Origin of the sequence: Streptomyces sp. L7 (assembly GCF_050990935.1) — a bacterium.
GTDB lineage: Bacteria > Actinomycetota > Actinomycetes > Actinomycetales > Microbacteriaceae > Leifsonia.
The window spans coordinates 3533428-3552125 of sequence record NZ_CP194644.1 but is presented as its reverse complement, the minus strand read 5'-3'; the positions used below and the strand labels follow the sequence as shown (position 1 = coordinate 3552125).

The 18698-nt window shown below is 70.6% G+C and carries 14 protein-coding genes; 8 read left to right on the top strand and 6 right to left on the bottom strand.

Features of this window, described 5'->3' with window-relative positions; all coding sequences use genetic code 11:
* Positions 1-83: 83 nt before the first annotated feature.
* From ACR5MH_RS17985 to ACR5MH_RS17970, 4 genes are all read left to right on the top strand, one after another.
* On the top strand, positions 84-242 hold the full coding sequence (locus ACR5MH_RS17985) for a hypothetical protein (RefSeq protein WP_431348435.1): 159 nt from the start codon (positions 84-86) through the stop codon (positions 240-242).
* A 127-nt stretch (positions 243-369) separates the two neighbouring features.
* The gene (mgrA, locus tag ACR5MH_RS17980) at positions 370-1407 is read left to right on the top strand and encodes an L-glyceraldehyde 3-phosphate reductase (RefSeq protein ID WP_431348434.1); all 1038 of its coding nucleotides are present in this window, start codon (positions 370-372) and stop codon (positions 1405-1407) included.
* 324 nt (positions 1408-1731) lie between these two features.
* A complete protein-coding gene (locus tag ACR5MH_RS17975; protein WP_431348433.1) occupies positions 1732-3309 on the top strand; it encodes a glycosyltransferase family 39 protein in 1578 nt (525 codons plus the stop codon).
* Between the two features lie 73 nt (positions 3310-3382).
* Positions 3383-4507, top strand: coding sequence for a DUF998 domain-containing protein (locus ACR5MH_RS17970; RefSeq protein WP_431348432.1), 1125 nt, complete (start codon positions 3383-3385; stop codon positions 4505-4507).
* Here ACR5MH_RS17970 and ACR5MH_RS17965 read toward each other — a convergent pair.
* Entirely contained in the window at positions 4485-5198 is a 714-nt protein-coding gene (locus ACR5MH_RS17965; protein ID WP_431348431.1) for an SOS response-associated peptidase, read from the bottom strand. The genes ACR5MH_RS17970 and ACR5MH_RS17965 overlap by 23 nt on opposite strands.
* A 426-nt stretch (positions 5199-5624) precedes the next feature.
* On the opposite strand from ACR5MH_RS17965, the gene ACR5MH_RS17960 reads away from it, so the two are divergent.
* The 4 genes from ACR5MH_RS17960 (at position 5625) to ACR5MH_RS17945 (ending at position 12869) form a co-directional block, all read left to right on the top strand.
* Positions 5625-7151 (top strand): sugar transferase, encoded by a 1527-nt coding sequence (locus ACR5MH_RS17960; protein WP_431348430.1) that lies wholly within the window; start codon positions 5625-5627, stop codon positions 7149-7151.
* 102 nt (positions 7152-7253) lie between these two features.
* Positions 7254-7712, top strand: coding sequence for a hypothetical protein (locus tag ACR5MH_RS17955; protein WP_433862009.1), 459 nt, complete (start codon positions 7254-7256; stop codon positions 7710-7712).
* Complete coding sequence (locus tag ACR5MH_RS17950) at positions 7709-11692, top strand: PKD domain-containing protein (RefSeq protein WP_433862008.1); 3984 nt, start codon at positions 7709-7711, stop codon at positions 11690-11692. Before ACR5MH_RS17955 ends, ACR5MH_RS17950 begins: the two co-directional genes overlap by 4 nt.
* A 13-nt stretch (positions 11693-11705) precedes the next feature.
* Positions 11706-12869: a glycosyltransferase gene (locus tag ACR5MH_RS17945; protein WP_431348428.1), complete on the top strand. Its 1164-nt coding sequence runs from the start codon at positions 11706-11708 to the stop codon at positions 12867-12869.
* Between the two features lie 52 nt (positions 12870-12921).
* On the opposite strand, the gene ACR5MH_RS17940 is transcribed toward ACR5MH_RS17945, so the two are convergent.
* The 5 genes from ACR5MH_RS17940 to ACR5MH_RS17920 all read right to left on the bottom strand — a co-directional run bounded on the left by ACR5MH_RS17940 (position 12922) and on the right by ACR5MH_RS17920 (position 18562).
* Positions 12922-14493 (bottom strand): polysaccharide biosynthesis tyrosine autokinase, encoded by a 1572-nt coding sequence (locus tag ACR5MH_RS17940; protein ID WP_431348427.1) that lies wholly within the window; start codon positions 14491-14493, stop codon positions 12922-12924.
* A gap of 62 nt (positions 14494-14555) precedes the next feature.
* On the bottom strand, positions 14556-15908 hold the full coding sequence (locus ACR5MH_RS17935) for a hypothetical protein (RefSeq protein WP_431348426.1): 1353 nt from the start codon (positions 15906-15908) through the stop codon (positions 14556-14558).
* A gap of 7 nt (positions 15909-15915) precedes the next feature.
* Positions 15916-16593 carry a hypothetical protein gene (locus tag ACR5MH_RS17930; RefSeq protein ID WP_431348425.1) on the bottom strand — a complete coding sequence of 226 codons (678 nt, stop codon included), beginning with the start codon at positions 16591-16593 and terminating at the stop codon, positions 15916-15918.
* A complete protein-coding gene (locus ACR5MH_RS17925) occupies positions 16590-17396 on the bottom strand; it encodes a CDP-alcohol phosphatidyltransferase family protein (RefSeq protein WP_431348424.1) in 807 nt (268 codons plus the stop codon). Before ACR5MH_RS17925 ends, ACR5MH_RS17930 begins: the two co-directional genes overlap by 4 nt.
* The gene (locus tag ACR5MH_RS17920; protein WP_433862006.1) at positions 17393-18562 is read right to left on the bottom strand and encodes a DUF1972 domain-containing protein; all 1170 of its coding nucleotides are present in this window, start codon (positions 18560-18562) and stop codon (positions 17393-17395) included. Before ACR5MH_RS17920 ends, ACR5MH_RS17925 begins: the two co-directional genes overlap by 4 nt.
* Between the last annotated feature and the right edge of the window lie 136 nt (positions 18563-18698).

Below are 18698 nucleotides of genomic sequence, written 5' to 3'. Positions count from 1 at the left end.
ATCGTGCATACCGGGGATGCGATCCCCACCGGCACAGTGCCCAGCCCGTTGACGAATCGGTCTGCAGGGAGTTCGGTGAAGACATGATCGCTCTGATAATCGTCCTGCTCGTCATCTGGCTCGTCCTCGCCATCCTCGGCTTCGCCATCAAGGGGCTGATCTGGCTGGCGATCCTCGGGATCGTCTTCTTCATCATCACCGCCATCGTCGGCTGGATGCGACGCAAGGCGTCGCAGAGCTAGCGGCCCGCTGCGTGCGGCGCGGCGGACCGGCCGCGCCGCACGCCCGATCCCACTCATCCGTGTCGCGGGACAATCGCATCGACCGCTGCGGTTGGACGAACCCGCTCCCGTCGACAAGGCTGGTGGCATGACCTACGTACCGAACCCGTCCCGCTACGACCGGATGCTCTACCGCCGCACCGGCCGCAGCGGTCTCGACCTGCCCGCGCTGTCCCTCGGGCTCTGGCACAACTTCGGCGACGACCGCCCGTTCGAGACGCAGCGCGCGATCGTGCGCCGGGCGTTCGACCTGGGGATCACCCACTTCGACCTCGCCAACAACTACGGTCCGCCGTACGGGGCCGCAGAGATCAACTTCGGCCGCATCCTGCGTGAGGACCTGCGGCCGTACCGCGACGAGCTCATCGTCTCGTCCAAGGCCGGCTGGGACATGTGGCCCGGCCCCTACGGCCAGGGCGGCGGCAGCCGCAAGTACGTGCTGGCCAGCCTGGACCAGTCGCTCTCCCGGCTCGGCCTCGACTACGTCGACATCTTCTACTCGCACCGGCCCGACCCGAGCACGCCGCTCGAGGAGACCATGCAGGCGCTCGACACCGCCGTCCGCAGCGGCAAGGCGCTCTACGTGGGCATCTCCTCGTACGGCGCGGAGGACACCCGTCGCGCGGCGCAGATCCTCCGTGAGCTCGGCACGCCGCTGCTCATCCATCAGCCCAGCTACTCGATGCTCAACCGCTGGATCGAGACCGAGGGGCTGCTCGACGCCGCGGGCGAGCTCGGCGTCGGCGTCATCGGGTTCACCGCGCTCGCCCAGGGGATGCTGACCGGCAGGTACCTGAACGGCGTGCCCGAGGGCTCGCGCGCCGCGGCCGGCACGTCGTTCGACGCGGACTGGCTCACCGACGAGGCCGTCGAGCGCCTGCGCGGCCTCAACGCGATCGCCGAGCGCCGCGGGCAGTCGCTCGCCCAGCTCGCGCTGGCCTGGGCGCTGCGCGACCCGCGCGTCACCTCCCTGGTCATCGGCGCCAGCAGCGTCGCCCAGCTCGAGCAGAACGTCGGCGCGCTCGACAGCCTGGGGTTCTCGGCGGAAGAGCTCGCGGCGATCGACGAGCTCGCGATCGACGCGGGCGTCGACCTGTGGGCCGGCGCACGACGCGGGGAGCTGTAGCCGGACGCTTTACCACGACGCGAGCGCGGCGTTAATCCCCTGCCCCGGATGAGCGTCGTCACGTACCGTGCATTTCAGCACGCTGGACGCGGCGGATAGTGGATCACGGACACCCCGTCTTCCTGGCGTGCGTGGGGCGGATCCCGGGCGGCAGGGCCATTGCGCCCGCCACCCGGGATCCAGCACGTCGGGCGGGGAAGGCCTTCCAGCCAGCGGAAGGCCCACGTGTGAAATATGGGTTTCCGCAGCCGACCCTCAGGGTCTCCCCCGGGTTGTCTGGTTGGCTGGAATCCTGACGTACGTGTGCACAGGGACGGGGGTGGGATGGGCGCGCTGACAGCGACAGAGCGCGAGGTCGCCGCCCCGCCGCTGCGGGCGGTCCGGCCGTGGATCATCGCCGTGGCGTTCGGTCTCGTCGCCACCGTCGTCTGCGCTGCCGGGAGCTGGATCCCGTCGCTCTGGGGCGACGAGGCGGCCACCCTGATGTCGGCGAAGCGACCGGTGTCGACGCTCATGCCGATGCTGTTCCACGTCGACGCGGTGCACGGGCTCTACTACCTCGGCATGCACGGCTGGATCCGGATCGCGGGCGACAGTCCGTTCGCCCTGCGGCTGCCGAGCGCCGTGGCCATCGGCTTCGCCGTCGCCGCGGTCACCCTGCTGGCGGGACGCCGGGGCGGCCCGAAGGCCGCGATCGTCGCCGGTGTGATCGCCTGCGTCCTCCCCCGCATGACCTACGCGGGCGAGGAGGCGAGGTCGTTCGCGTTCACGGCCGCCGCCGCGGCCTGGCTGACCCTCCTGCTGGTCTGGCTGATCGACGGCGGCGGACGTACGGTGCCTCCGTCGGTGCGCCGCGCCTGCTGGGCGGTCTACGCGGCAGGCCTCGCACTCACCTCGTACCTTTTCCTCTACACGGCGTCGCTCCTGCTGGCGCACCTCGGCATCCTGCTCCTCTCCCGGGCCTCCCGGCCGACACTGCGGGCCTGGCTGATCTCCACCGGCTGCGTGCTGCTGGCGCTCGCGCCGCTGGGCCTGCTCGCCTACTTCGAGCGCAGCCAGATCGGCTATCTCGCCGATCAGCCCATCGACCCGTCGAGCCTGACGTGGCAGCCCTGGTTCGACAACGGCTGGGTGGCGCTCGTGGCATGGGCGCTGATCCTGCTCGCGATGGGCGCGTGGGCGCGCAGCCGCTGGGCACGGCACGCCCGGGCGGCATCCACCGCCGGCTCGGCCCCCGTCGACGCGACGCTCGTCGGCGCGACGTGGCTCATCCTGCCGACCGGGGCGATGCTGCTGATCAACCTCGCCTTCCCGATGTACACCGGCCGATACTCCACCTTCGCCGCCCCTGCCGCTGCGCTGCTCATCGCAGAGGGACTGCTCCTCCTCGGCCGGTTCGTCGCCCGGCGCAGCGCGATCCCCGCCATCGCTGCGACCGGAGCGGGCGCGCTGCTGTTCATCGCCATCAGCACGCCCGCGTACCTGAACCAGCGCGGACCATACTCGAAGAACGACTCGGACTGGTCGGAGGTCAGCAGCGCGATGGCGTCGGTGCGGCAGCCGGGCGACGCCGTCGTATTCGACGAGTCGACCCGCCCGTCGCAGCGGCCGCGGCTCGCGATGCGCACCTACCCCGCGGGCTTCGCGGGCGTCGGCAACCCGACGCTGCGGACCGCCTACACCAACAACATCGGCTGGGCCGACAGGGTCTGGACCATCCCCCAGGCCGCCGAGCGCGGCCGCTTCGACGGCGTCACGCGGGTGTGGCTGATCGAGAACGACGTGGACGGCCGGCTGCACAGCTACGGCCTGGCCGACCTGGAGGCGCTCGGCTTCCACACGACCGGACGCACCGTGCCCACGCATCGGAGCATGCTCATCGAGCTGACCCGCTCGAGCTGACCGGCTCGAGCTGATCGGCGGGCGCGCTGGAATACCCCTCTGCAGGGCGATGACCGCCGCCTAAGCTCGGACCATGAGGGAAGCCGTCTCGGAGCACGGCGTCGGCGAGCACGGCGCGGCGGATCGTCTCTCCCGGCGGTTGCGGGCGGCCTCCGTGGAGTCGCTGGCCCTGGGCGCCGGGGGTGCGGCGTTCGTCGCCGTCGGCCTGGTCGCGTTCTTCGTCTTCGCCGGGCACGACCTCTCCATCTCGGGCGCGGGCTCGGTCGGCCAGTTCGCCGCGATCGCCTGCTGCGCCGTCACCCTGATCGCCTACGGCGGCGGACGGGTCGCGACCTGGAGCATCCCCTGGTACAGCGGCCCCAAGGAGCGCCGCTCCCGGATCGGAGCCGCGATCGAGGTGTTCGACTCGCTCGCCATCGCGGTCGCGCACGCCGTCGTGGTGCTGCTGCTCTGGACGTTGCTGGGCGACGTGCTCGCCCGCAGCTTCCAGGACGCCCAGGTCTTCGCCATCCCGGCCACCCTGCTGGTCGGCACGGCGGCCGCGGTCACCGGATACTACGTGTTCCTCGCGGCGGCGAACATGAACCCGCTGCTGCTGTCGGCGGTGCTGGCGGTGTTCCTCGTCGTCGGTGCTGTGACGAGCATGCTCACCGCGTCGAACCCGCACTGGTGGAAGCAGAACCTCAGCGTGCTGGGCATCGCGGACGACTGGTCGTCGGCGACCTTCAACATCACGGTGATCGTGGGCGGCATCCTCGTCACGGCCATCGCCCGCTACGCCACCGACAGCGGACCCGACCGGCGCCCGTCGCGCGGCGAGCTGCAGGTGCGCGCTGCGCTGGTGATCGTCGGCGCGATGCTCGCCTGCGTCGGGTTGTTCCCGGTCAATCACTTCTTTCTGCTGCACAACACTGCGGCGACCGGGATGGCCGTGGTGTTCTGCGTGCTCGCGGTCGGCATCCGGTGGGCCATGCCGCATCTCCCCCGCGCCTTCTACGTGCTGGGCTGGGTGTTCATCGGCGTGATCGTGCTGGTCGCGCTGTTCTTCGCGGTGGGCTACTACAACCTGACGGCCGTCGAGTTGGTCGCCGGGGTGCTGATCTTCAGCTGGATCATCGTGTTCCTGCGGGTGACGGTCGCCGCGCGCAACGACGTGCGCGTCGACGCCTCCACCGTCACTCCTCGCGGAGCGGCCTGATCAGCTCCGGGCCGTCCCCCACCACGGGCCCGACCCGGTCGAACACCAGCGCGTCCGCCACAGGCAGCGCCGCACGCACGGCCTCGTCCACCAGGCCCTGGTCGCCCACGACGGTGGGGTCGATCCAGTGGTCCCAGAACTCCCGCGGCAGCGGCACCGGGTTGCGGTCGTGGATGTGCTCGAGCGTCTGCACGGCGTCCGACGTGAGGATGGTCGCCGTGAGGTGCCAGCGCTCGGGGTCGTCGCGGGACATCGCCGGGTCGGCCCACCAGGCGTAGAGGCCGGCGAAGCCGAGGAGGTCTCCGTCGGCCGAGTGGATGAAGTACGGAGTCTTCTTCTTGGTCGTCGGATCCGTCTGCCACTCGTAGTATCCGCGAGCCGGGATGATCGCGCGGCGCGAGACCACGGAGGCCTTGAACATCGGCTTCTCCGCGGCGGTCTCGGCGCGGGCGTTGAAGGTGGGCACCTTGGTCTTGAGCTCCTTGGACCAGGACGGCACGAGCGACCAGCGGGCGAGCTCCAGCCGTCGGACGCTGGGCTCCTCGCCGCGCTTGCTCTCCAGGAAGACCGGGATGGGGTCGGTCGGCGCGATGTTCCAGCTCGGGCGCCAGTCGCGGAAGTCCCCGCCTTCGGCCACGAACTCCTGGATCATGTCGTCGGTCTCTTTGTCCAACGCGAAGCGCCCGCACATGCTGCCAGCTTAGGCGCGGCCGCCGACAGAGGCCCGGGAAGGCCGCCGATCGCGGACGCCCCCCGAACGCGGGTCCCCCTCCCTCCAAAAACGATGTATTCTCACCTTTGTGAATTGGTGAGGAACAATCACTTTACGCCGGGCGAACGACCCGAATCCCGGCGCGAAGGCTCTCCGCCGGTCCACCTCAACCCGAAATCGCACCATCCGAACCCAGGGACGACCCGTGAACCCGACACGATCGCACCGAGCGCCTCGCGCACTCGACCCCATCAGGGGCGCGCGGAGCACCGGGAGCGCGGGTCGTCCCTCGCGGAACGGAGCCGGCGGCGGTGAAGCCGTTCGAGACCACGGTTTCCCCCAAGCCGCCGTCGGCTCTTCCACGCCCGCCCGCGCGGCGCATCCCGCGGCGACGGAGGCGGCACAATGACCGTCCTGCGCCCGCGCCTCGGCACCCTCGCCCACGCGCACGCCAACGCCCGCCCGCTCAGCTCCGAACGCAGCTGGGCCCGGCACTACCGCTACCGGCTGCTCGCGACCGACACCGCCCTCATCCTGCTGAGCACGATCGGCGCGATCTTCGTGCGCTTCGGCTTCGAGGACAACACCCCCACCACCACGGGCGACGGCTTCCGCGTCGACTACCTCACCGTCTCACTGCTGATCGCCGCCACCTGGATGTTCGCCCTCACGGCGTATCACACGCGTGACCCGCGGGTCGTGGGCGTCGGCGTGACCGAGTACCGCCGGGTCGTGTCGGCCACCGCCATCACATTCGGGCTGCTCGCCATCTTCTTCCTCGTGGGCAAGATCGACATCGCCCGCGGCTACTTCGTGCTCGCGCTCCCGCTCGGGATGGGCGGCGTGCTGGTCTCGCGCTGGCTCTGGCGGCACTGGCTCATCAAGCAGCGCACGTTCGACCACTACCTCTCCCGCGCCCTGGTCGTCGGCCGGTTCGACGACGTCGACACGGTCGTGCGCCAGATCCACGCGAACTCGGGGGCGGCATACAACGTCGTAGCGGCCGCTCTCGACACCGGTAAACGCACCGGCGCCAAGAAGGATGCGGAGCTGAGTCGCCGCATCGCCTCCCCGGAGCGGGAGGTCCCCGTCGTCTCGGACCTGTCGGGGGTCGCGGAGGCGGCCGCCCGGCTCGGCGCCGACACCGTGATCGTCGCCGGCCGGGCGCTCAGCGGCGGGGACTTCGTCCGCCGCCTGGCCTGGAAGCTGGAGGGGACGGCGACCGAACTGGTGCTCGCCGCGCCGCTGACCGACATCGCGGGCCCGCGCATCCACTTCCGCCCGGTCGAGGGACTCCCGCTGATCCAGGTGGAGATCCCGCAGTTCGAGGGCGGCAAGCACGTGCTCAAGCGCGCTTTCGACTTCTTCGCGTCCGGGTTCGCGCTGATCGCGCTCGCCCCGGTCTTCCTCGCGGTCGCGATCGCCATCAAGCTCGACGACGGCGGCCCCGTCATCTTCTCGCAGGAGCGCGTCGGCCGCGGCGGCGAGAAGTTCCGGATGCTCAAGTTCCGCTCGATGTGCGTCGACGCGGAGGCCAGGCTCGCCGAACTCCAGGCGAAGAACGAAGGCAACGGCCTCCTCTTCAAGCTGCACAACGACCCGCGGGTGACCCGCGTCGGCCGCGTGCTGCGCAAGTACTCACTGGATGAGCTCCCGCAGATCCTCAACGTCTTCCTCGGCGACATGAGCCTCGTCGGGCCCCGGCCGCCGCTCCCCGCGGAGGTCGCCGGCTACGAGAACCACGTGCACAGGCGCCTCTACATCAAGCCGGGACTGACCGGGATGTGGCAGGTCAACGGACGATCGGACCTCTCCTGGCAGGAGAGCGTCCGCCTGGATCTCTACTACGTGGAGAACTGGTCGCTCACCGGCGACCTCGTCATCATGTGGCGCACCCTCAAGGTGCTGACACATCCCGTGGGGGCGTACTAGCTGCGCCCCCGCCTCCCCGAAAAACGCAATCCCGAGCACCTTCCCGACCGAACAGACACCGAGGTTGTCATGAGTACAGAGAAAGCTCCACGCGCTCGCTCGTTGGGCATACTGACCGCCGTTCTCACGGCTGTCGGCCTGATCTTCGGAGGACTGGCTATCGCGCAGCCCGCCGCAGCCGACACGCAGCCGCCCGATCCCACTAATCCGGCCTCTCCGCCGACAGTCGCGGCCGACGTGCTGCCGACCACCCAGATGGACGGCGTCGCCTGGGCGCAGACCGTCGTCGGGAACACGGTGTACGTCGCGGGCAAGTTCAACAACGCGCGCCCCGCCGGGTCAGCCGCGGGCACGAACAACACTCCCCGAAGCAACCTCCTCGCGTACGACATCACCACGGGCAACCTGATCTCGAGCTTCAATGTGCCGCTCAACGCACAGGCGCTCGCCATCACGGCGTCGCCCGACGGATCCCGCGTCTATGTCGGCGGCGACTTCACCACGGCAGGGGTGGCAACTACTACCGCATCGTCGCGATCAGCACCGCCACCGGCCAGGTGATCAGCTCGTTCCGGCCGATCATGGAGAGCGAGGTGCGCGCGCTTGCTGCGACGAACACGGCGGTCTACGCCGGCGGCACCTTCAGCACGGTGAACGGCACGGCGACCGGCTACATCGCCAAGATCAACGCGGCCGACGGCTCGCTGAACACGACCTGGGGCGCCAGCGCCGACTACGTCGTCGACGCTCTGGCGGTCAGCCCGGACGGCACGAAGGTCTATGCCGGCGGCCGCTTCCAGCACGTCAACGGCGGCAACAACGCGTACGGACTCGCCATGTTCGACGGCACCTCCGGCGCGTTCACGACGTTCGGCGCCAACTCGGTCGTCCGCGACGCGGGAACCCAGGCCGGCATCACGTCGCTTTACGCGACGACCGACCGCGTCTACGGCTCCGGCTACGTGTTCGGCTCCGGCGGCAACCTGGAGGGCAGCTTCTCGGCCGACCCGTCGACGGGCAACCTCATCTGGATGGAGGACTGCCACGGCGACACCTACTCGGTGTTCCCGATGAACAACGCGCTCTACGTCGCCGGTCACCCGCACTACTGCGGCAACGTCGGCGGCTTCCCGCAGACGAACCCGTGGACGTACCACCACACCATCGCGTTCTCGAAGGCCCAGACCGGGACCCTGACGAACAACGGGGACGGCGCGTACGCCAACTTCACCGGCCAGCCCAGCCCGACCCTCCTCAACTGGTTCCCGCAGTACGTGACCGGATCGTTCACCGGACAGGGCCAGGCAGCATGGTCGGTGTCCGGCAACGGCAACTACCTGGCCGTCGGCGGCGAGTTCCCGTACGTCAACGGCGTCGCGCAGTACGGACTCGTCCGCTATGCGATGGACAGCGTCGTGAAGAGCAAGCTCGGACCGAACGTCAACACCTCTCTGGTGCCGAACGCGGTCTCGTTCACCGCCGGACAGGCCCGGGTCTCGTGGACCGCCACCTACGACCAGGACAACGTGAACCTCGCCTACAAGGTGGTCCGCGACGGCAACACCGCCAACCCGGTGTACCAGACCACGCAGATCTCCAACTTCTGGACGAGACCGTCGATGGGCTTCGTCGACACCGGCCTGACACCGGGCTCCACGCACTCGTACCGCGTGTACGTGACGGATCCTGACGGCAACCAGATCTCCCGGCTCGGCAACACGGTCACCATCGCCTCCACCAACAGCGGCGGTGCGTACGCGACCTCCGTCACCTCGGCGGGAGCCAGCTCGTACTGGCCGCTCGACGAGGCCAGCGGCAGCGTCGGCTACGACCACGCCGGATTCAGCGACCTCCAGCTGCAGGCCGGCGTCACGCGTGGCGCCGCGGGGCCGGTGAGCGGATCGACGGCGTCGACCTTCAGTGGCGACTCCACCGGGTTCGGCGTGACGCCGTCCTCGGTCGCCGGACCGAACACCTTCTCCGTCAGCGCGTGGTTCAACACGACCTCGACCAGCGGCGGGAAGATCATCGGCTTCGGCAACTCCAACACCGGCACGTCCTCCAGTTACGACCGGCACGTCTACATGGACAACAGCGGCCGCATCTTCTTCGGGGTCTACCCGGGCTCGGTGCAGACGCTGAACAGCGCGGCCGGTTACAACGACGGTCAGTGGCACCAGGTCGTCGCGTCGCTCGGCGCGAACGGCATGCGCCTCTACATCGACGGGAAGCTGGTCGGCTCGCGGACGGACGTCACGACCGCGCAGGACTACTCCGGGTACTGGCGGGTCGGCGGCGACAACCTGAACGGCTGGAGCAACCAGCCGAGCAGCGCCTTCTTCGGCGGCAGCATCGGGCAGGTCTCCCTCTACCCGACAGTGCTCACACCGCAGACGGTCGTGAACCAGTTCGTCGCCTCCGGGCGGCCCTCGCCTCAGACGCCGGCACCCTCCGACGCCTACGGCGCGGCCGTCTACAACGCCGGCCCGGACCTCTACTGGCGGCTCGACGACACGAGCGGGACGACCGCGAAAGGCTCCGACCCCTGGGGCAACAACGGCACGTACTCGGGTCTGCCCACCACGATGAGCCAGCCCGGCGCCCTCTCGGGCAACGTCGGCAGCTCGGTGCTGTTCAACACCGCCAACAACGGATCGAACGGCGGCGTCGTCGCCAGCAACCAGCAGTACGCCAACCCGACCGTCTACACGGAGGAGATCTGGTTCAAGACCGCCACGACGACCGGTGGGAAACTGATCGGCTTCGGCGACCAGCCGACCGGGCTCTCGAGCAACTACGACCGTCACATCTACATGCAGGACGACGGGCGCATCGTGTTCGGGGTCTGGACCGGCCAGACGAACACCATCACCTCGCCGAACGCGCTGAACGACAACCAGTGGCACATGGCGGTCGCGTCGCAGGGTCCCGACGGGATGAGCCTGTACGTGGACGGCCAGCTGGTCGGCACCAACCCGCAGACGCAGGCCCAGGGCTACAACGGCTACTGGCGCCTCGGCGGCGACAACACCTGGGGCTCGACGGGACCGTACTTCAACGGGTACCTCGACGAGGCGGCGGTCTTCTCCTCGGAGCTGACGGCGCAGCAGGTGGCCAACCAGTACTCGCTCGGCTCGTCGGGCGCCCTGCCCAACCAGCCGCCGGTCGCCTCCTTCACGTCCAGCAAGAGCGGACTGACGGTGAATGTGGACGGCAGCGCCTCGAGCGATCCGGACGGCACGGTCGCCGGCTACGCGTGGGACTTCGGCGACGGGGCGACGGCGACGACCGCCACGGCCAGCCACACCTACGCGGCGGGAGGCACCTACACGATCGCGCTGACCGTGACGGACAACCAGGGCGCCAAGAACACCACGAGCGCTCAGGTGACCGTCGTGGCCAACCAGCCGCCGGTGGCGTCCTTCACGTCCTCGGTCTCCAACCTGGTCGCGTCCTTCGACGCCTCGGCCTCGTCGGACCCCGACGGGACGGTCGCGAGCTACGCGTGGGACTTCGGTGACGGCACGACCGGAACCGGCGTCACGGCCAGCCACACCTACGCGACCGCGGGGACCTTCACCGTGACGCTCACGGTGACGGACAACCAGGGTCTCGCCGGCACGCCGGTGCAGCATCCGGTGACCACGGCCCTCCCGCCGAACCAGCCCCCGGTGGCCAGCTTCACGGCGACCCCCAACGGACTGTCGCTGGCCGTCGACGGCACCGCGTCGAGCGACCCGGACGGCAGCGTCGTCGGCTACGCCTGGAACTTCGGCGACGGAGGGACGGCGACCACGCCCACGGCCAGCCACACCTACGCGGCGGGCGGCACCTACACCGTGTCGCTGACGGTGACCGACAACCGTGGCGGAACCAACACCGCCACCAAGTCGGTGACCATCACGGCGCCCCCGCCCTCGGCGATCGCGTCCGACTCCTTCCAGCGCACCTCGACGAGCGGATGGGGGTCGGCCGACCTGGGCGGCGCCTGGACCGGCGCGGGTTCGGCCACGGCCTACACCGTGACACCGGGAATCGGCCAGATCGTCGGCGCGGCCGGATCGACCAAGACCGAGCTCCTGAGCTCCCTCTCGGCCACCAGCACCGACACGACCGTGCAGTTCACGACGGACCGGACCTCCACCGGCGGCGGGATCTTCGTCTCCGCCATCGGCCGAGTGGTCGGAACGTCGGAGTACTCGGCCCGCGTCTGGTTCCAGACGAACAACACGACGCAGCTGCAGCTGCTTCAGGGCTCCACGGCGCTCCAGTTGGTGAACATCAGCGGCCTGACCTACGCCCCCGGCACGCAGTACCAGGTCAGGGTCCAGGTGTTCGGGACCTCGCCCACCACCGTGCGGGCGCGGGTCTGGAAGGTCGGCACGACCGAACCGACCACGTGGCAGGCATCGGTCACCGACTCCACCGCGGCCCTCCAGGCCGCCGGCGCCGTCGGACTCCGCGCCTACCTCTCCGGAACGGCCACCGATGTTCCCCTGACGACCAAGTTCAGCAACTTCGTCGTCACCCCGGCCCAGTAGGACCGGACCGACGATGACCGCCAGCCGTCGCCGGCCAGAACGCGACACGATCCTCGTGGCGCACCCCAGCGCGGAGCTCTACGGCTCCGACCGGGTGATGCTCGAGACCGTGAGCGCCCTGGTCGACGACGGCTGGCGCGTCGTCGTCACCCTCCCCGGCGACGGTCCGCTCGTCGCCGAACTCCGCGCACGGGGCGCGCTCGTCGAGCTCTGCCCGTCACCCGTGCTGCGCAAGAGCGTGCTGCGTCCCGCCGGCTTCGTGCGCTTCCTCCGCACCTCGGCGAGCGCCACCGTCCGCGGCAGCTCCCTGCTCCGCAGGGAGCGTCCCGCCCTCGTCTTCGTCAACACCATCACCGTGCCGCTCTGGGCGGTGCTCGCCCGCGGCCGGCGCATCCCGACGATCACGCATGTTCACGAGGGCGAGGCCAGCGCCTCGCTGCTGATGCGGCGCGTGCTCGCGCTGCCCCTCCTGCTCTCCCGGACGCTCGTCGTCAACAGCCGGTTCAGCCAGAGCGTTCTCGCCGGCTCGTTCCGCACGCTCGGCGCGCGCTCCGAGGTCGTCTACAACGCCGTCCCCGGCCCGCAGCGTCGCGCGCCCCTGCGCGGCCGCATCTCCGGCCCGCTGCGGGTCACCTACATCGGCCGCCTCTCGCCGCGTAAGGGCGTGGATGTGGCCATCGACGCGGTGGCGCAGCTGCGTGACCGCGGCATCCCGGCGGACCTCGACGTCGTCGGCTCGGTCTTCCCCGGCTACGAATGGTACGAACGCTCGCTGACCGAGACGGTCGCAGAGCGCTCCCTCCGCGACCGGGTGCGCTTCCACGGCTTCCAGCCCTCCGTGTGGGAGATCGTGGGCGGGAGCGACATCGTCGTCGTCCCCTCCCGTGTGGACGAGCCGTTCGGCAACACGGCCGTGGAGGCCATCCTCGCCGGGCGCCCGGTGATCGCCAGCGCGACCAGCGGGCTGCTGGAGGCCACCGCGGGCTACCGGACGGCGACCACGGTGCGCCCCGACGACGCGTCGGCGCTCGCGGACGCGCTCGCCGACGCGGTCGACCGCTGGGACACGACAGCGGAGACCATCACGGCGGACACGGCCGAGGCGGAGACCCGGCACAGCGTCGCAGCGTACCGGGCTCGGATCGCCGCGATCGTCCGGTCCTTCGCGCGACGCTGAGGCGCTCGCGCTGGATGCGCCGGCCGCGGGCGTACGGCCCGCTCTCCGTCCGTCAGCGAGCGACGCGGCGGGACGACTGCGCGGGTGCGATCTCCGCCAGCTCCAGGTCGAGGTCGGTCTCCGCGGTGTCCACGCCGTCCTCGAACTCGTCGTCGAGCGGAGAGTCGTCGACCCGGTCGGCGGAGGCGTCCGCCTCCGCGCCCTCGGTCGCCGCCGGGGCCAGGGGCGACAACGGCGGCGCCGACGGACGAGCCCGACGCAACGTCCGTCGGCGCCACCAGCTGGGGGACTCGGAGGCGCCTGCGTAGTAGTACGACGACTCTCCGGTGGACCGCACCCGGTTCAGCACCAGTCCGAGCACGCTCACACCGGACTTGCCGAGGAGCTCGATCGTCTGGGAGAGCTTGTGCCGCTTCGTGCTCGCGCGGTCGACGATGACCAGCGCGCCGTCCACCGCGCGACCGATGATGGCGGCGTCGATGACGGCCGTCATCGGCGGCGAGTCGAACACGACGATGTCGTAGTCCTTGCGCGACTTCTCGAGGAACAGCGCCATCGCGCGGGACGACAGCAGTTCGCTCGGGTTCGGCGGGATGGGCCCGGAGGTGAGGACGTCGAGCCCGTTCCAGTGCTGGACGACGTCCTCCAGCGTCGCGCGCCCGACGAGCAGGGAGGTCAGGCCCGCGCCCGGCAGCAGGCCCGTCGCCGTCGCGATCGTGGGCCGGCGCAGGTCCGCATCGACGAGCAGCACCTTGCGCTCCCCTTCGAGCAGCGCGAGCGCGAGGTTCAGGGCGGTGAGCGACTTGCCCTCGCCGGGGGCCGACGAGGTGATGACGAACGCCAGCTTGTCGGAGCCGATGCTGACGAACTCGAGGCTCGAGCGCAGCCGGCGGTAGCCCTCCGCCGCCGCGGACAACGGCTCGTCCAGCACGATCGCTCCGCGGTGGTGACGGCGCAGGGTCTGGATGCTGGCCAGCAGCGGCAGCCCGGTCAGCCGCGTCAGGGTGTCCGCCGACCGCACCCGGGTGTCGAGCAGCTCCTTGAGGACGATGACGAGGACGCCGACAAGCAGTCCGATCACGAAGCCGGCGAGCAGGTTGAGCCGCACGTTCGGGGACGACGGCGTGAGGGGCGTCGTCGCCCGTTCGATCACCCGGACCGAGACGGTCGGCGCGCCGGTCGCCGTTTTGGGCGCGATCTGCTCGACCGTCTGGCCGAGGTCGGCCGCGACCGAGTTGGCGATGGAGGCGGCCTCCGCGGGATCGGCGTCGTTCACGGAGAGTTCGAGGATGACCGTGTTCTGCGGGGTGCTGACGCTGATCATGTTCGCCAGATCCGCCGGCGTCATGGCGAGGTCCTGGTGCTGGATCACCTGCTGGAGCACGATGGGCGACGTCGCGAGCTGCGCGAAGGAGAGCATCTGGTTCTGCGTGTAGGTCGAGCCCTGGCTGAGGTCTTGGGCGGACCCGCCGAAGTTCAGGGAGAAGTACAGGCTGCTCGTCGCCGTGTACACCGGCGTGGCGAGCCCGCTGAGCCCGAAGCCGGCGATCAGCCCGACGATCGCGCCGATGGCGATGATGTACCACTGACGCTTGAACGCGGTCGCGTACTGATGTTGAGGCATGGGTGTGCCTTTCCCGGGGTCGATGGCTGGTCGGACAGGAGTGGTGTGGCGGGCGGGAATGGTCATCGGCGGGCGAACCCCTCCGCTAGGGCCGGTCGCGCGTCGGAGCCGCGTCGGCCGCTTCCGAGCAGGCCGAGCGTGTCGTCCTGGCGGGGCCTGGCGTGCTGCACCGCAGCGGCCATGCCGACCGCGAACAGCAGGAAGACGGAGTACTGCGTGATGAGCGCGACCGTGGCCAGCGCGGGGATCTGCGCGACGACCGCGATGGTCGGTGCGCTCGCCCTCCTGGTCACCACGAGAAAGATCCCGATCAGCAGCGCCGCCACGATCAGCGCGAGCGCGATGACGCCGCTGGAGAGGCCCGTGAGGATGAGCTGGCTGTCGATGGAACGGAAGTTCCCGAAGTACACCTGCCCGGTGGAGTCCTTCCTGGCGGAGTCCGCGACGCCGATGAGATTCATGCTGCCGACGAGCGAGACCAGGTCGCCGCGGTAGTTCGCGCTTCCGGCCGCCTCGGCGCCGGCGTCGTCGAACACCGTGATGACCAGCGGGAAGAGGACGGCCGCGACGGCCGCGATGGCGGACGTCAGGATGATCCGCGCCCGGCGGGAGATGGCGTCCCGCATGAACAGGATCGACAGCAGGAGCCCCAGCAGGGCGCCGATCATGCCGATCCGGCTGAAGGTGAACACGGTGGCGCCGAGCATGAGCAGCACCATCCCGGCGCGGACGACCATCGGGAAGCGCGCCGCGAGCGTGAGGGGCACAGCGATCGCGAGGCTCGAGCCGAGCGCGATCGAGTGCCCGAACGCGCCCTCGGCACGGGCCACTCCGCCGCGCTCCTGGATGCCGCCCCAGGTGGCGTACAACGAGTTGGCGACCTTGATCAGCACGAAGGGGTTCCAGTGCGCGAAGTACTCGAGGAGGACGAGCGCGCTGACGACGGTGAACGTCACCGCGACCGCGCCGTAGATCCAGGTGGGCTCCACGCGCAGCGGCGCGATCCGGCCGAGGATGTACCCGGCGAGGAGATAGGTGACGAGGGCGAAGGCGAAGCCCAGCGCGATGCCCGGGTTCTCACTCAGGAGGGAGGCGGCCGCGCAGACGACGAGCAGCACGATCAGGCCGTCGACGATGCCGAAGCGGAAACCGCGGACCGGCAGCAGCGCCACCGAGACCAGCATCGCCAGCCCGCTCACGGCCGGCAGGTAGTAGTTCCCGTTGAAGCCGAGGCTGAGCCCGATCCACACCGGGACGAAACACAGGACGACGATCCAGGTGGCCACCGCCGTCCGGGGCATCCGCCGGAGGGCGAGGAATCCGAACACCGCGACCCCGACCCCCGCCACGGTGACGAGCGTGCGGTCGAGCACCGGCCCGGTGACGGCGGCGTGGACGAGGGCGGCGACTCTCATGGCGCGCCTACTTGAAGACGGTCACCGGTGCGCCGGCGGCGTCCGTGACCGTGACGACGGCCGAGGACGCCTGCGCGGACGGAACGGAGAAGTAGTAGACGCCCTGGCGCGTCTCGCCCGCCTTGAGGGTGCCGAGGAGCGGCTGGGCGCCGTCGCTCATCGAGACCGCCGGCGTCGAGCCGGAGCCGTAGTAGGCGTTCACGGCGAGCTGGGACAGCGCGACGTCGGTACCGCCCGGGTTGGTGATCGACAGCTGCACCTTGATCGCGGGACCCGCCGTCTCGCCGGCGCGGAGGGCGGCAACGGTCGTCGAGGTGACGGCCAGCTGCGCGGTGAGGCCGCCGGTCAGGGTGGCCTTCTCGCTCTTGGGCACCACGGCCGCCACGGGAGCCCCATAGGCGGCGTTGAGCTTCGGCTTGGGCGTCGACGTTCCCGAGGGCGCCTTGCCGGGAGCGGCCGACGCGGCCGGCGGCGGCGGCGATTTCTTGTCCGGGGTCGGCAGCGTGAAGACGGTGTTCTTCGACGCATCCGCCTGCGCGGTCTGCTGGCCGTGGACGGCCGCGACGATCACGACCGCGGCGACCGCGGCGGCCGCGACGACAGCGCCCGCGATGAGAAGTGCGCGTCTGGCGCGATGCGGGCGACGGGGGTCGTCGTCGGTCGGGGGCGTGTCGGCCTTCGTCATCGGAGGCCTCCTTTCACAGCGGTGTCGGGTGAGGTCGGGGACGGCGTCCAGGAGCGCAGCTCGCGGAACCATCGGACGACGGCCGCGAGCAGGAAGAGCGTCGTCGCGAGAGCGATCGCCGTGTACACGACGAGGAAGACGGGGAGCGCGCCGAGCAGCACGAACGAGACGCACAGCACGCCGTAGTCCATCGGGAGCACCGCGAGGGCGCGGAGCCAGGAGGGCCTGCCCGGCCGGTCGGCCGCCAGGGGCACGGCGCCGACAGTCCTCCGCCGCAGCTGCTCGGTGAGGATCATGCCGAAGAAGAGGACGGCGGAGACGACGGCGAAGCCGATGGGCACCAGGAGCCACCAGGTGGGCGCCGAGCCGAAGCGGGCGAAGCCGACGGCGAGCGCGAGCGGCATCGCCGAGACCTTCGTGGCGTCCACCATGTGATCGAGCCACTCGCCGGAGGGGCTGGAACTGCCGCGGAGCCGGGCGAGCTGGCCGTCGGCGGAGTCGAAGGCGTAGCCGACGAGGAGGAGCACGGCCACCACCACGCCCAGCCACCAGCCGGGAGGGAAGACGACCAGGAGCGCGATCGCCGCGAACGTGAACACGGCGCTGATCCCGGTGACCGCGTTGGGGGTCAGCCGGGCGCGATACGCCAACGCCGCGAGGTACCGGCCGATCCGCCGGTTGACGAAGCGTGAGTACGCGGGCGCCGATCGCGCGGGCGGCTTCTGCGCGGCCCGGAGCCGGCGGACCACGTCCCCATAGCGTTCGCGTCCGATCGGCAGGGCGCCGGCGGCCTCCTCGGTCATCGGGCCACCTCCTCCGGCGCGCCGGCGGGGCCGGCGTGCTGCTCGGCACGCCTGCGTCCGGCGGCGCCGGTCCGCTGGGCGAAGAAGGGCCGGGAGGAGCGGACCAACTCGTGGTCCGCGAGGCGCAGGCAGAGCGACTCGTAGCTGTCCGCGACGACCTCCCAGTCGTAGACCGCGGCGCGCGCACGGGCGGCTCCGGCTCGTCGGGTGACGAGGTCCGGGTCCGCCTCGATCCGCGCCAGTTCGGCGCTCACTCCGGCGGCGTCGGAGAAGTAGCCGGCGGCGGTGCGCGCGACATCCCGGTTGAACGACACGTCGTACGCGATCACCGCGATGCCCGCGCCGAGGGCCCGGAGCAGCGACGGGTTGGTGCCGCCGACCGAGTGCCCGTGCAGGTAGCTGCGCGCGCCGGCGTAGAGCTGGTCGAGCTGTTCCTGATCCCACACTCCGCCGAGGAAGCGCACCCGGTCGTCCGCCGCCGCCCGGATCCGGCGCCCGTACTCGTCGGCGTACGGCGCGGAGCCGACGACCACCAAGGGCAGGGCGGCCGCGCTGCGCGCGTAGCCTTCGACGATCATCGCGACGTGGTTCTCCGGCTCGAAGCGTGCGACGACCAGGTGGTAGCCGCCCGGTTCCAGCCCGAGCTCGCCGAGCCGGGAGGAGTCCGTCGACACGATCGGGGCCCCGTACGCGATGAGCTCGGTGTCCGCGGCGAACTCGTCGCGGTAGTAGTCGGCGATGCCGGGAGCGTCGGCGATCAGCGCATCGGACCAGCGCACGGCGAGCGACTCGGCCACGCGGTAGTAGGCGTGCCCTCCCCGGCCCCACTTGGCGCGCTTCCACTCCAGCCCGTCGACGTGCGTGGCGACCGGGATCCGCGCCGCCCGCAGTGCGGGGAGGTAGACCGCGTTCGCTGCGTTGAAGACGACCGCGGCGTCGGTGCGGTGCAGCATCAGGTGGGCGACCGACGATCCGGTGTGGCTCAGCGTCTCCAGGCTCCGGCGGTGCATCGCGCCGCGGTGCACCAGCTCCATGCCCTGGTAGGCGTCGGCCTTCTCGGCGTCCCCGGCGTCCCGGCAGTAGACGACGACGCGGTGGCCGCGCTCCGCGAGCCGGCGACCGACCTCCTCGACGCAGGTCTCGAACCCGCCGTACCTGGCCGGCACCCCCCGGGTGCCGACGAGTGCGACACGGATTCGTCTTCCCCCTGGGACCATCGGACGCTCGCTCTCGGTTGCTCGGATGCACATCGGCCGGTCCGCGATGTGTCCGATCCCTTCGGGCAGGGTCCGGAACGCGTCT